Origin of the sequence: Streptomyces sp. enrichment culture (assembly GCF_964272895.1) — a bacterium.
Taxonomy (GTDB): Bacteria; Actinomycetota; Actinomycetes; order Streptomycetales; family Streptomycetaceae; genus Streptomyces.
Genome location: NZ_OZ186832.1, coordinates 1,823,239 through 1,836,295, shown reverse-complemented (window position 1 = coordinate 1,836,295; position 13,057 = coordinate 1,823,239). Strand labels below are relative to the sequence as shown.

Here is a 13,057-nt window from a genome sequence, read left to right as displayed (position 1 = left end):
GGAACCCCTGAGCCCGCCCGGTTGTCAGTGGCGGGTCGTACGGTGGATTCCATGCGGCCCGTTTCCAACATCGAACGCACGGTGGCGCCCTTCGAGGTCGTCAGCCCCTACCAGCCCAGCGGCGACCAGCCGGCGGCGATCGCCGACCTGGCCAAGCGCATCGAGGCCGGTGAGAAGGACGTCGTGCTGCTGGGCGCGACCGGCACCGGCAAGTCCGCCACCACCGCGTGGATGATCGAGAAGCTCCAGCGCCCCACCCTGGTGATGGCGCCGAACAAGACGCTGGCCGCGCAGCTGGCGAACGAGTTCCGCGAGCTGCTGCCGAACAACGCCGTCGAGTACTTCGTCTCGTACTACGACTACTACCAGCCCGAGGCGTACGTCCCGCAGTCGGACACCTACATCGAGAAGGACTCCTCGATCAACGAGGAGGTCGAGCGCCTCAGGCACTCCGCGACCAACTCGCTGCTCACCCGCCGCGACGTCGTCGTGGTCGCCTCCGTCTCCTGCATCTACGGCCTGGGCACCCCCCAGGAGTACGTCGACCGCATGGTCCCGCTCCGCGTGGGCGACGAGATCGACCGCGACCAGCTGCTGCGCCGCTTCGTGGACATCCAGTACACGCGCAACGACATGGCCTTCACCCGCGGCACCTTCCGGGTGCGCGGCGACACCATCGAGATCTTCCCGGTCTACGAGGAGCTCGCCGTCCGCATCGAGATGTTCGGCGACGAGATCGAGGCGCTGTCCACGCTGCACCCCATCACCGGCGAGATCGTCAGCGACGACCAGCAGCTGTACGTCTTCCCGGCCTCCCACTACGTCGCCGGTCCCGAGCGCATGGAGCGGGCCGTCAACGACATCGAGAAGGAGCTCACCGAGCGCCTCGCCGAGCTGGAGAAGCAGGGCAAGCTCCTGGAGGCCCAGCGCCTCCGCATGCGCACCACCTACGACATCGAGATGCTCCGCCAGATCGGCACCTGCTCCGGCGTGGAGAACTACTCGATGCACTTCGACGGCCGGCAGCCCGGCTCCCCGCCCAACACCCTCCTGGACTACTTCCCGGAGGACTTCCTCCTCGTCATCGACGAGTCGCATGTGACGGTGCCGCAGATCGGCGCCATGTACGAGGGCGACGCCTCCCGCAAGCGCACCCTCGTCGAGCACGGCTTCCGGCTGCCCTCCGCGCTGGACAACCGCCCGCTGAAGTGGGAGGAGTTCCAGGAGCGCATCGGCCAGACCGTGTACCTGTCGGCGACGCCCGGCACCTACGAACTGTCCCGCGCGGACGGTGTCGTGGAGCAGATCATCCGCCCGACCGGCCTGGTCGACCCCGAGGTCGTCGTCAAGCCCACCGAGGGACAGATCGACGACCTGGTGCACGAGATCCGCACCCGCGTGGAGCGCGACGAACGCGTCCTGGTCACCACCCTGACCAAGAAGATGGCCGAGGACCTCACCGAGTACTTCCTGGAACTCGGCATCCACGTCCGCTACCTGCACAGCGACGTCGACACCCTGCGCCGTGTCGAGCTGCTGCGCGAACTGCGCGCGGGCGAGTACGACGTCCTGGTCGGCATCAACCTGCTGCGCGAGGGCCTCGACCTGCCCGAGGTGTCCCTGGTGGCGATCTTGGACGCCGACAAGGAGGGCTTCCTGCGCTCGGGGACCTCCCTGATCCAGACCATCGGCCGCGCGGCGCGCAATGTCTCCGGCCAGGTGCACATGTACGCGGACAAGATCACCCCGGCGATGGAGAAGGCCATCGACGAGACCAATCGCCGCCGGGAGAAGCAGATCGCCTACAACAAGGCCAACGGCATCGACCCGCAGCCGCTGCGCAAGAAGATCAACGACATCGTCGCGCAGATCGCCCGCGAGGAGGTCGACACCGAGCAGCTGCTCGGCAGCGGCTACCGCGCCAAGAAGGACGGCCGGGGCACCAAGGCGCCCGTGCCCTCGCTGGGCGACAAGGCCGCCAAGGCGGCGAAGGGCAAGGCCGGAAAGCCCGCCAGGGGCAAGGCCCAGGAGACGGTGCCGACCGACCGCCCGGCCGCCGAGCTCGCCGAGCAGATCGAGGAGCTGACCGCGCGGATGCGGGCCGCCGCCGCGGACCTCCAGTTCGAGATCGCGGCACGGCTGCGCGACGAGGTGTCCGAGATGAAGAAGGAATTGCGCCAGATGCGCGAGGCCGGTCTGGCCTGACGCGGCTCGTGCGGCGCCGGCCGGCACTGCGGCCGGCGCCCGCGGCGCAGCACGGCACGCGCTGTGTTGCAAGACCGACACAAAGTACGGGGCGGGGTTCGGCAGTGTCAGTGCCCCTGCGTAGGGTTTCGGTCAGCCGCCCACTTCGCGGCAACAGGGGAAGTTCGAGAGGGGAATCAGCGCGTGACCGTCAACATGACCAAGGGTCAGGCCATCAGTCTGCAGAAGAACGACGGCGGCAGCCTGACCGCGGTGCGCATGGGTCTCGGCTGGCAGGCGGCCCCCCGGCGTGGCCTGTTCGGCTCGCGGACGCGGGAGGTCGACCTGGACGCCTCCGCGGTCCTCTTCGCCGACAAGCAGCCGGTCGACGTGGTCTTCTTCCGCCACCTGGTGAGCGACGACGGCTCGGTGCGTCACACCGGCGACAACCTCGTCGGCGGTGTCGGCCAGGGCGGTGACGACGAGGCCATCCTCGTCGACCTCCAGCGTGTCCCGGTCCACATCGACCAGATCGTGTTCACCGTCAACTCCTTCACGGGCCAGACCTTCCAGGAGGTGCAGAACGCGTTCTGCCGTCTGGTCGACGAGACCAACGGCCAGGAGCTGGCCCGCTACACCCTCGCCGGCGGCGGCGCGTACACCGCCCAGATCATGGCGAAGGTGCACCGCACCGGCACCGGCTGGTCGATGACGGCCCTGGGCACCCCGGCCAACGGCCGCACCTTCCAGGACCTGATGCCGGCCATCCTGCCGGTCCTGTAGGACCCGGACCCGCCGTTCGGACCGGTGCCGGCCGGAGCGCGCTCCGCACCTCACGGCCGACCCGGTCCGACGGGACACCGTCCGGACCGCGAGCGGCACACGACACCGCACCGCACCGCACCACCACCAGCGACACAGCGACATACAGCGACACAGGGGGACGAAGGCGATGACGGCCGAGCTGGTGCGGGGGCAGAACCACCCGCTCTCCCAGACCCGTCTTGAGATCCGGGTCTCGGCCGGCAAGCCGATCGTGGCCGCGGCCACGCTGAGCGACGAGCAGGGCACGGTGCACGGCGCCGCATGGGTCGCCCATCCCGGCGCGCCCACCGTGCCGGGGCTGGAGGCATCCCGCCAGGCGGCCGCCGATCACCGTCTCGGCGTGGACCTGGACGCCCTGCCCGACGCCGTGCACCGCGTCAGCGTCCTGCTCGCCCTCCCGCCGGGCGTCGGGGGTCCGGCCAGTTTCGGCGCCCTGGCCGCCCCGTTCGCCGCCGTCACCGGCCTCGACGGCGGCGAGATCGCCACGTACACCATCACGGGCCTCGACGCCGAGTCGGCCGTCGTCGCCCTGGAGCTGTACCGCCGGCAGGGCGCGTGGAAGGTGCGCGCGGTCGGCCAGGGCTACGCGGGCGGCCTCGCCGAACTCCTCGCCGACCAGGGCCTCGCCGAGGCCCAGCAGCTCGCGGGCGCCATCCACGAGGCCGTGGTCCAGGGCGTCGCCCGGTCCGTGGCGGCACCCCCGGCCCGTACGGCGGACGGCGACCGTTCCCGGCAGCCGGCCGCACCGGGTCCCGACGTGGCGGACGCCTCGTACGGTGGCGCCGGCCCGCAGTCAGGATCGCCGTACGGCGGTGTGAGCCCGCAGCCGGGACCGCCCTACGGCGGACCGAACGCGCACACCGGCCAGGCACCCGCTCCGGGCACTCCCCAGCCGACCCCGGGCCACCCCGGTGGACCGGCCCCCGTCGACCCCTCGGCCGTCACCCAGCCCTCGATGCCCACCTCCGGCGGCCTGCCCGGCGCGTCCACGCCCGGCACCCCCGCCTCCGGCGGCCCCATCGACTACAGCCACCCGCGCCGGCGGAACGCGGCCCCGCCGCCGCCCCCGCCCACCGCGCCCCCGGCCCAGCCCGGGCAGCCCGCCACACCGGTGGCGGGGGACGCGAGCGGCTGGTCCATGGACGAGCGGCTGTACAACCAGGTGTGGGGCATGTTCGAGGACCTGGCCCGCACCACGGCCTCGTACCGCAGCGCGGTCGACTTCGCCGACTCCCGAATGGAGAAGGAACTCGACCAGGTGCTGTCCGACCCGCGCGCGCGGATCGGCGGCCAGGGCGACGCCGCCCGGCAGGCCGCGCAGGCCAAGCGCACGCAGCTCGTCGACCAAGCCCGCCAGGCCCTGGACCGGGACGTCGCCCAGCTCGTCGCCGAGGCGGAGGTCGTCGAGCCGGCGCTGCCCGCCGCCTACGCCCGCTGGGACAGCCCGGTGTGGCACGGCTACCGCGTCCCGATGGAGATGCCGATGGCCGTGCGTCTGGGCGACCTCCATCTGCCCGAGTGCGCCGAGCTGCGCATCCCGATGCTGCTCCGGCTGCCGCTGGAGCGCGGCCTGTGGATCGACAGCGGTCGGGCGGGCCTTGAGGACGGGGCCTTCACCGACGCCCACGACCGGCGGCGCCTGGCGATGGAGACGGCCGTCGCGCACACGGCACGGCTGCTCGCGGCCTACCCGGCGGGCGAGTTCACGGTGCATGTCATCGACCCGGCCGGCTCCGGCGCCCAGGCGCTCGCCCCGCTGGTGGGGACCGGCGTGCTGGCGGGCCCGCCCGCCCTCGGCGCGGCCGGGGTCACGGACGTGCTGACCCGGCTCACCCAGCGGGTCGACCTGGTGCAGATGGCGGTGCGCGGCGGCGCGTCCGACGCGCTCCCGCCCGGCTTTGACACCTCCCAGCAGCTGCTGGTGGTCAACGACTTCCCGCACGGCTTCGACGACCGTGCCGTCACCCAGCTGCGCTATCTCGCGGACGAGGGCCCTGCCGTCGGCGTCCACCTGATGATGGTCGCCGACCGCGAGGACGCGGCGGCCTACGGCCCGTTGCTGGACCCGCTGTGGCGTTCGCTGATGCGACTGACGCCGGTGCCCGACGACCACCTGGCCGACCCCTGGGTCGGACACTGCTGGACGTACGAGCCGCCGCTCGTGCCGCCCGGCAGCCAGGTGCTCCAGCAGGTGCTCACCCAGGTCGCGGCGGCCCGCCGATCGTGGAACCCCTGACCCGGTCCTGGACCACCGCCTCGACCAAGCACCGGTAAAGCCTGCCTGACCTGGCCATTTACCCTTTCCTTTACCTTGCTCTTTACCTTTCCTTGGTGATTGGGGTACTCTTTTCCACACGGAGGGGAGTACTCCCTGCCAACTGCGGCGACCCCGTCAATACGGATCAGGCCAGATCCCGGGGCGTCGGCCCGAGCCCGTACGGTGCTCCCGGGTGGAAGAGACCTCCGGCAGCGACGACGCTGACTGACTGTTTGCCGTTACGTACTGCCGGAGGCGCAGTGGATGTTTCCGTGACCCTTTGGGTCCTCACGGTCGTGGGCCTCGCCGCCCTGATCGCGGTCGACTTCTTCATCGGCCGCAAGCCGCACGACGTGTCCATCAAGGAAGCCGGAATCTGGACGGTCGTCTGGATCGTGCTGGCCGCCCTCTTCGGAGTCGGCCTGCTGATCTTCGGCGGCGGCCAGCCCGCCGGTGAGTTCTTCGCGGGCTTCATCACCGAGAAGTCGCTGAGCGTCGACAACCTCTTCGTCTTCGTCCTGATCATGGCGAAGTTCGCGGTGCCGTCGCAGTACCAGCAGCGGGTGCTGCTGATCGGTGTGCTGATAGCCCTGGTCCTGCGCGCCGTCTTCATCGCCGCCGGAGCCGCGATCATCGCCAGCTTCTCGTGGGTGTTCTACCTCTTCGGCGCCTTCCTGATCTGGACCGCCTGGAAGCTCATCCAGGAGGCCCGCGCGGAGCAGGACGACGAGGAGTACGAGGAGAACAAGCTGCTCAAGGCGGCCGAGCGCAAGTTCGGCGTGGCCGACCGCTACCACGGCACCAAGCTGTGGATCCAGCAGAACGGCAAGCGGGTCATGACCCCGATGCTGGTCGTGATGCTCGCCATCGGCACCACCGATGTGCTCTTCGCCCTCGACTCGATCCCCGCGATCTTCGGCCTGACGCAGGACCCGTACATCGTCTTCACGGCCAACGCGTTCGCCCTGATGGGTCTCAGGCAGCTGTACTTCCTCATCGGCGGCCTGCTGAAGAAGCTGGTCCACCTGTCCTACGGCCTGTCGATCATCCTGGGCTTCATCGGCGTCAAGCTCGTGCTGCACGCGCTGCACGAGTCCGGCGTCCATGTCCCGGAGATCAGCATCCCCGTCTCGCTCGGCGTGATCTGCGCGGTCCTGATCGTCACCACGATCACCAGCCTGATGGCGTCGAAGAAGCAGGCGGCGCTGGCGACGGCACCGGACGGCGGCGAAGACGCCCGGAAGGACAGCGTCGACGTCTGACGGCGTTCGCCGCGGGAACAGCCAGCACACCGGGAGGGGAGCCGCGTCGGATTGCCGAGCTCCCCTCCCGGTGCTTGCTTGGGTGCCGAGCGCACTCCCGGCTCGGGGGTGCCGAGCGCACTCCCGGCCCTGGGGGTGCCGCGCCACAGGGAGGCATCCATGAAGTTCGTACAGATCATCGACTTCGAGACCGAGCGCCTGGACGAGATGGAGCAGCTGCTCCAGGAGGCCGGGCAGCGCGCGGCCGGTCGGACCGGCGGCCCCACCCATCGCATGCTCCTCAAGGACCGCGACAAGCCGAACCGCTATCTGGCGCTGATCGAGTTCGACTCCTACGACGAGGCCATGCGCAACAGCGACGCCCCGGAGACCACCGAGCTCGCCGAACGGCTCGGCGCCCTGTGCGTCGGCGAGCGCCGCTACACCAACTGCGACCTGCTGGACTCGCGCGACCTGAGATAGCCACGCGAACGGCGGGCCGCGCACGACACCCAGGTCGTGCGCACCACACGACGCCCCGCATGCGGGGCCCGATCACCTCTGGGAGGATCACCGCATGATCGTCAGGCTCCGGTCGCTCGTCGCTCGTTGGACGGCTCTCGTGCCGGTGCTCGCGGTGATCCTGCTGGTCCTCACCTGGGGACGCGATCTGCCCGGACCGGTCGTCGCGGTGGTGACGCTGGTCCTCGCCGGGGCCGTACTGGCGGCCGTCCACCACGCCGAGGTCGTCGCCCACCGCGTCGGCGAACCCTTCGGCTCCCTGGTCCTGGCCGTCGCCGTGACCGTCATCGAGGTCGCCCTCATCGTCACCCTGATGGCGGACGGCGGCGACAAGAGCTCGACGCTGGCCAGGGACACGGTCTTCGCCGCCGTGATGATCACCTGCAACGGCATCGTCGGTATCTGTCTGCTGGTGTCCTCGCTGCGCCACGGCACCGCGGTGTTCAACTCCGAGGGCACCGGCGCCGCCCTGGCGACCGTCGCGACCCTCGCCACCCTCAGCCTGGTGCTGCCGACCTTCACCACCAGCAAGCCCGGCCCCGAGTTCTCCTCCGTCCAACTGACCTTCGCCGCACTGTCGTCGCTGGTCCTCTACGGGCTGTTCGTGGCCACCCAGACCGTCCGCCACCGCGACTACTTCCTGCCGATAACCCGCGAGGGCGAGGTGATCACCGCCAAGGACCACGCCTCCAGGCCGTCCGCACGCACCGCCCTGATCAGCCTCGGTCTGCTGGGACTCGCGCTGGTCGGCGTGGTCGGACTCGCCAAGGGCGTGTCACCGACCATCGAGTCCGGGGTCGAGGCGGCCGGGCTGCCGCAAGCCGTCGTCGGTGTGATCATCGCGCTGCTGGTGCTGCTCCCGGAGACGATCGCCGCGCTGCGCGCCGCCCGCCGCGACCGCGTCCAGACCAGCCTCAACCTCGCCCTCGGCTCCGCCATGGCCAGCATCGGCCTGACCATCCCCGCGGTCGCCCTGGCCACGATCTGGCTGTCCGGCCCACTCGTCCTGGGCCTCGGTGCCACCCACATGGTGCTGCTCGCCCTGACCGTCGTCGTCGGCTCGCTGACCGTCGTACCGGGCCGGGCCACCCCGCTCCAGGGCGGCGTGCACCTGGTGCTGTTCGCGGCGTACCTGGAGCTGGCGATCAACCCGTAGCGCCGAGCGCGCGCCCGCTCACCCGACCGTCGCCTCCGCCTCCACGCCGCGCACCTCCACCGGCCGCGTCTCCGGCAGCAGCGCGAAGCAGCACAGGCTGACCAGCGCGATACCCGTCAGATAGCCGGCCACCCCCCACGGCACCCGGCCACCCTGTTCGGCGAGCGCGGTCGCGGCGATGGGGGTGAGGGCGCCGCCGAGCACCCCGCCGAGGTTGTAGCCGACGGCCGCACCCGTGCAGCGCACCCGCGGCGCGTACAGCTCCGGCAGATACGCGGCGATCACCGCGAACATGGTGATGAACGACAGCATCGCCCCCAGGAACCCCAGGAAGATCAGCAGCGGCTCCCCGGTCGCCAGCAGCGCCACCATCGGGAACATCCACAGCGCGCCCGCCGAGCAGCCGGCCAGACACATGGGCCGCCGCCCGTACCGGTCGCCCAGTAGGGCCGCGACCGGTGTGAGCGCTCCCTTCACGACCACCACGGCCATGATGCAGACCAGCATGACGGTACGGCTCACCCCGAGCCGTTCGGTCGCGTAGGCGAGCGACCACGTCGTCACCGCGTAGAAGATCGCGTAGCCGATGGCGAGACCGCCGGCCGTCAGCAGCACCAGCCGCCAGTGGTCGCGCACCACCTCGGCGAGCGGCACGCGCGCGTGGTCCTCGATCGCCAGGAAGCTGGGGCTCTCGGTGAGCGAGGAGCGCAGCCACAGCCCCAGCAGGGCCAGCACCCCGGCCGCCCAGAACGGCACCCGCCAGCCCCACTGCGCGAACTGCGCCTCGGACAGCGAGGCCGCCAGCGCCAGCGTCACCCCGTTGGCGAGTACGAAGCCCACCGCGGGCCCCACCTGCGGAAAGCTCGACCACAGCGCGCGCCGCGCGGCGGGGGCGTGCTCGGCGGTCAGCAGCACCGCCCCGCCCCACTCCCCGCCGAGCCCCAGCCCCTGCAGAAAGCGCAGCACCAGCAGCAGCACCGGCGCCGCCACCCCGATGGTGTCGTACGTCGGGACGCAGCCCACCGCGACCGTCGAGGCCCCGGTCAGCAACAGGGAGACGACGAGAACCGGCCGTCTGCCGTGCCGGTCCCCGATGTGCCCGAACAGCACCGACCCCAGCGGCCGCGCCACGAACCCCACCCCGAACGTCCCGAAGGCGGCCAGCGTCCCCGCCAGCGGAGAGAACGTCGGGAAGAACAGCGGGCCCAGGACGAGCGCCGCCGCCGTCCCGTAGACGAAGAAGTCGTAGAACTCGATGGCCGTCCCGGCGAGCGAGGCGGCAGCGAGCCGCAGCATGCTGGGCGTGCCGGGCTTCCTTACGGTGCGTACGTCGTGCATGCCGCGTCAACTACCCACAGTGACCATGGGTTACGGGGGCGCGCGGAGGTGCGGACCGCGTCTCAGTAGGTGACCGTGATGCGCCGCGCGGGCCCGTCGACGCGGACCAGGCCGCCGTAGGGGAGTACCAGCTGAGGATCGGTGTGTCCGAAGTCCACGTCGAAGACGATCGGGGTGTTGGGCGCATACACACGCATGGCCCGCAGTACGGCCTCGCGCTGGTCGGTGGCGTAACGCGCGGCCTCCTCCGGGGTGTTGGGGTGCGCGAAGGACCATGTCCTGGCACGGCCCATCAGCAGCGCCGAGAACCGGCCCAGCAGCCCGCGCTCGCCCATGGTGCGCAGGGTGCGGAAGACCTCGGTGGCGCTCGGCATCTCCTCCGAGGTCTCCAGGATCAGTACGCCACCGTCGTACCGCGCGGGATCGGGCGCGATCTCCCGGTCCGCCATCAGCAGCCAGGCCACGATCTCCAGACAGCCGCCCCAGCTGCGGCCCTCCGCCACGCGGTCGGGGTTCACCCAGCTCCACCCGGTGCCGGGCCGCATCCGGGGCTCCGAGGCGAAGGTCGCGGGGTCCGCCCAGTCGCCGTTGACGTCGTTCCACCGCTCGGCGGGCCGCAATTCGTAGGGGCCGGAGGTGAACAGCGCGGCCCGCAGAGACTCCTCGGTCAGCGGGTGCATCGCGCCGGGCCGGCCCAGCTCGCACATCACGGTGGCGCCGTGGTAGCCGACGATGCCGGTGTTGTGGAGGAACGCCAGCAGGTTGGTGTTGTCGCTCATGCCGAAGAACGGCTTCGGGTGCGCCCGGATCAGCTCCCGGTCCAGATACGGCAGCACCGTGATCTGGTCGTCGCCGCCGATCGACGCGATGACCGCCTTGATGTCCGGGTCCGCGAACGCGGCGTGCAGGTCGGCGGCGCGCTCCTGGGGCGTGGCGCCCATCTTCCGGGTCGTCGGATACTCGACCGGCTCCAGGCCGAAGTCCTTCCGCAGCCGCTCCAGGCCCAGTTCGTAGGGGCGGGGGAAGAGTTCCGGCAGACCGGCGGACGGGGAGACGACGGCTATGCGGTCGCCCGGGGCGGGCTTGGGAGGGTACTCGGGCAGGGTCATGACGGGATGCTAGGAGCGCCCGCGGCTCCGGTGCACCGTGATAAACCGGGTGCCGACAGCGGTCCCGGCAGGGCCGCCCCATCCCGACGGACCGGAGGAAGCCGTGCCCCGCACCCTGGCCAACGCCCCGATCATGATCCTCAACGGCCCCAACCTGAACCTGCTCGGGCAGCGCCAGCCGGAGATCTACGGCTCCGACACGCTCGCCGACGTCGAGGCGATGTGCGCCAAGGCGGCGGCCGCGCACGGCGGCACGGTGGACCTGCGGCAGTCCAACCACGAGGGCGAGCTGGTCGACTGGATCCACGAGGCCCGGCTGAACCACTGCGGCATCGTGATCAACCCCGGCGCCTACTCGCACACCTCGGTCGCCATCCTGGACGCGCTCAACACCTGCGACGGGATGCCGGTGATCGAGGTGCACATCTCCAACATCCACCGGCGGGAGTCGTTCCGGCACCACTCCTATGTGTCGCTGCGCGCCGACGGTGTCATCGCGGGCTGCGGGGTGCAGGGGTACGTGTTCGGCGTGGAGCGCGTGGCGGCGCTGGTGGGGGCGGGCGGCGCCGAGGGCTGAGACGGGGGCGTACGCCCGGGCCGCCGGTCGAGGGCGGGGAATTCGGGAGACCGGCGGCCCCTGCCGCACAGGCGCCGTCGTCCCGCGCGGGGCTGCCTCCAGTGGACCGCGCGAGGGCGCGCGCCGGGAGCGCGTGCGCCTGCCCGGCGCGTGCACACGATTCACACGGGGCGCGCGCTGTGCGGCGCGCGCCGCGCGGCAACGGGGGCGCACCACCCGCGCGCCGTCGTACGCGTGCGGGACCTCACCACCCGTATGCCGTCGTACGCGTGCGGGACCTCACGACCCGCACGCCGCCGTACCTGTGCGGGGACTTCACCACCCGCGCGCGTGCCACTCCGGCAGGTGCGGGCGCTCCGCGCCGAGCGTGGTGTCGTTGCCGTGTCCCGGATAGACCCAGGTCTCGTCGGGAAGCACGTCGAAGATCTTCGTCTCCACGTCGCGGATGAGGCTGGCGAACGCCTCGGGATTCTTATGGGTGTTGCCCACACCTCCCGGGAACAGACAGTCCCCGGTGAAGACATGCGGGTGGCCGTGCGGGTCGTCGTAGACCAGGGCGATGGATCCCGGTGTGTGGCCCACGAGGTGGCGTGCCGTCAGTTCCACGCGTCCCACGCGGAGGGTGTCGCCGTCGTCGACCAGCACATCGGTCGGCACGGGGATGCCCTCGGCGTCGTACCGGCCGGCGTAGGTGCGCGCGCCGGTGGCCGCGACGACCCGGGCGAGCGCCTGCCAGTGGTCCCCGTGCCGGTGGGTGGTGACGACGGAGGCGATCCCGTCGTCACCGATCATGCCGAGCAGTGCCTCCGGGTCGGCGGCGGCGTCGATCAGCAGCTGCTCGTCCGTGGCCCGGCAGCGCAGCAGATAGGCGTTGTTGTCCATCGGGCCGACCGCGATCTTGGTGATCATCAGGTCCTTCAGCTCGTGCACGTCCGCCGGGCCGCCGACCGTCACCTGTCCGCTGTACGTCATGGCGGCAGCCTATCGCCGGGAGGGTGGGCGGGGCCCGCGGAGGAGGTCTCGCCCCAGGGGCGCCCGCCCGTCGCCGCGCTACAGCGGCGGCAGCTTCGGCAGGGAGCCGCCCTCCACCGACAGGGCCGAGCCGTCCCGGCGTCCGGCGAGCCAGCCGAGCAGGTCGGCGGGGGTGCCGGTGACCGTCACCTCGGGCCGCTCCGCCGCCCGGCCCGTGCTCCACGCGCGCGTGCCGTCGGTCAGCCGGGTCGGCGGGACGTCGGGGTGCCCCGAGAACCGGTCGGCGAGGAAGTCGATCTCCCGCTCGGTGAACTCCGCCGGCAGGTCCTCCAGCTCGTAGCCGATCCCGAGGTCCACGTGGTGCAGCTCGACCTCGACCCAGCGCCGGAACGGCAGGCGGGCCGCCGTGTCGGTCACACCGTTGCGCAGCTCCACCGTGCGCGACCAGTCGGCGGGCACCTCGGCCGCCGCCCGGAGGCGGGCGGCGCTCTCGCGCACGTCCGTCAGCTGCGCCTGCAGGGGACGCGGGGCGCCCTCGTCGATGTCGGCGTCACGGGCCTCGGCGGAGACGTACATGGGGCGCCCCTCCAGGACGTTCACGAGCGCGTCCGCGTTGCGCGCGAGGTGGGCGAGCACATGGCCCCGGCTCCAGCCGGGCAGGCGTGACGGTTCCGCCACAGCGGCGTTGTCCAGCTTGGCGACTGCGGTGAGGAGCCGCTCGGTCGCGTCCTGTACAGAGGCCAGGTCATGAGCGTGATCAATCATGGTGCTGACCTTAGTGCCGCCACACGTTCGGGTGAAGGACTCCGGCCACGCCCGCAAATCGAATGCACGTGCTATATGGTCGGTCTCGGCGTCGGGCATGCTGGAAGGCCG

11 protein-coding genes are annotated in these 13,057 nt (G+C 71.4%); 7 read left to right on the top strand and 4 right to left on the bottom strand.

Going from position 1 to position 13,057, the window contains the following annotated elements:
- The first annotated feature begins 51 nt into the window (after nucleotides 1–51).
- The 6 genes from uvrB to ACSU6M_RS08325 all read left to right on the top strand — a co-directional run bounded on the left by uvrB (nucleotide 52) and on the right by ACSU6M_RS08325 (nucleotide 8,185).
- Nucleotides 52–2,205: an excinuclease ABC subunit UvrB gene (gene uvrB, locus ACSU6M_RS08350; RefSeq protein WP_437068356.1), complete on the top strand. Its 2,154-nt coding sequence runs from the start codon at nucleotides 52–54 to the stop codon at nucleotides 2,203–2,205.
- 183 nt (nucleotides 2,206–2,388) lie between these two features.
- Nucleotides 2,389–2,967 (top strand): TerD family protein, encoded by a 579-nt coding sequence (locus ACSU6M_RS08345; protein WP_437068354.1) that lies wholly within the window; start codon nucleotides 2,389–2,391, stop codon nucleotides 2,965–2,967.
- Between the two features lie 169 nt (nucleotides 2,968–3,136).
- Complete coding sequence (locus tag ACSU6M_RS08340) at nucleotides 3,137–5,245, top strand: TerD family protein (RefSeq protein ID WP_437068353.1); 2,109 nt, start codon at nucleotides 3,137–3,139, stop codon at nucleotides 5,243–5,245.
- Nucleotides 5,246–5,526: 281 nt separating this feature from the next.
- Entirely contained in the window at nucleotides 5,527–6,528 is a 1,002-nt protein-coding gene (locus ACSU6M_RS08335) for a TerC family protein (protein ID WP_437068351.1), read from the top strand.
- A 159-nt stretch (nucleotides 6,529–6,687) separates the two neighbouring features.
- Nucleotides 6,688–6,990 (top strand): hypothetical protein, encoded by a 303-nt coding sequence (locus ACSU6M_RS08330; RefSeq protein ID WP_437068350.1) that lies wholly within the window; start codon nucleotides 6,688–6,690, stop codon nucleotides 6,988–6,990.
- Between the two features lie 94 nt (nucleotides 6,991–7,084).
- A complete protein-coding gene (locus tag ACSU6M_RS08325) occupies nucleotides 7,085–8,185 on the top strand; it encodes a calcium:proton antiporter (protein WP_437068349.1) in 1,101 nt (366 codons plus the stop codon).
- Nucleotides 8,186–8,203: 18 nt separating this feature from the next.
- Here ACSU6M_RS08325 and ACSU6M_RS08320 read toward each other — a convergent pair whose 3' ends face one another.
- Nucleotides 8,204–9,481 (bottom strand): MFS transporter, encoded by a 1,278-nt coding sequence (locus tag ACSU6M_RS08320; RefSeq protein ID WP_437075048.1) that lies wholly within the window; start codon nucleotides 9,479–9,481, stop codon nucleotides 8,204–8,206.
- A gap of 104 nt (nucleotides 9,482–9,585) precedes the next feature.
- On the bottom strand, nucleotides 9,586–10,632 hold the full coding sequence (locus ACSU6M_RS08315; RefSeq protein ID WP_437068348.1) for a S66 family peptidase: 1,047 nt from the start codon (nucleotides 10,630–10,632) through the stop codon (nucleotides 9,586–9,588).
- A 103-nt stretch (nucleotides 10,633–10,735) separates the two neighbouring features.
- Between ACSU6M_RS08315 and aroQ the strand changes: the two genes are divergently transcribed.
- Entirely contained in the window at nucleotides 10,736–11,209 is a 474-nt protein-coding gene (gene aroQ, locus ACSU6M_RS08310) for a type II 3-dehydroquinate dehydratase (RefSeq protein WP_437068347.1), read from the top strand.
- Nucleotides 11,210–11,524: 315 nt separating this feature from the next.
- Here the strand turns inward: aroQ and ACSU6M_RS08305 are convergent, their stop codons facing one another.
- Nucleotides 11,525–12,181, bottom strand: a complete 657-nt coding sequence (locus ACSU6M_RS08305; protein ID WP_437068345.1) for an MBL fold metallo-hydrolase — start codon at nucleotides 12,179–12,181, stop codon at nucleotides 11,525–11,527.
- Between the two features lie 78 nt (nucleotides 12,182–12,259).
- Nucleotides 12,260–12,946 (bottom strand): maleylpyruvate isomerase family mycothiol-dependent enzyme, encoded by a 687-nt coding sequence (locus tag ACSU6M_RS08300; protein ID WP_437068344.1) that lies wholly within the window; start codon nucleotides 12,944–12,946, stop codon nucleotides 12,260–12,262.
- Nucleotides 12,947–13,057 lie beyond the last annotated feature (111 nt).

Coding starts and splice junctions, on each gene's coding strand:
- uvrB (WP_437068356.1), top strand. CDS start 52: ATGCGGCCCGTTTCCAACATCGAACGCACGGTGGCGCCCTTCGAGGTC.
- ACSU6M_RS08340 (WP_437068353.1), top strand. CDS start 3,137: ATGACGGCCGAGCTGGTGCGGGGGCAGAACCACCCGCTCTCCCAGACC.
- ACSU6M_RS08330 (WP_437068350.1), top strand. CDS start 6,688: ATGAAGTTCGTACAGATCATCGACTTCGAGACCGAGCGCCTGGACGAG.
- ACSU6M_RS08325 (WP_437068349.1), top strand. CDS start 7,085: ATGATCGTCAGGCTCCGGTCGCTCGTCGCTCGTTGGACGGCTCTCGTG.
- ACSU6M_RS08320 (WP_437075048.1), bottom strand. CDS start 9,481: ATGCTGCGGCTCGCTGCCGCCTCGCTCGCCGGGACGGCCATCGAGTTC.
- ACSU6M_RS08315 (WP_437068348.1), bottom strand. CDS start 10,632: ATGACCCTGCCCGAGTACCCTCCCAAGCCCGCCCCGGGCGACCGCATA.
- ACSU6M_RS08305 (WP_437068345.1), bottom strand. CDS start 12,181: ATGACGTACAGCGGACAGGTGACGGTCGGCGGCCCGGCGGACGTGCAC.
- ACSU6M_RS08300 (WP_437068344.1), bottom strand. CDS start 12,946: ATGATTGATCACGCTCATGACCTGGCCTCTGTACAGGACGCGACCGAG.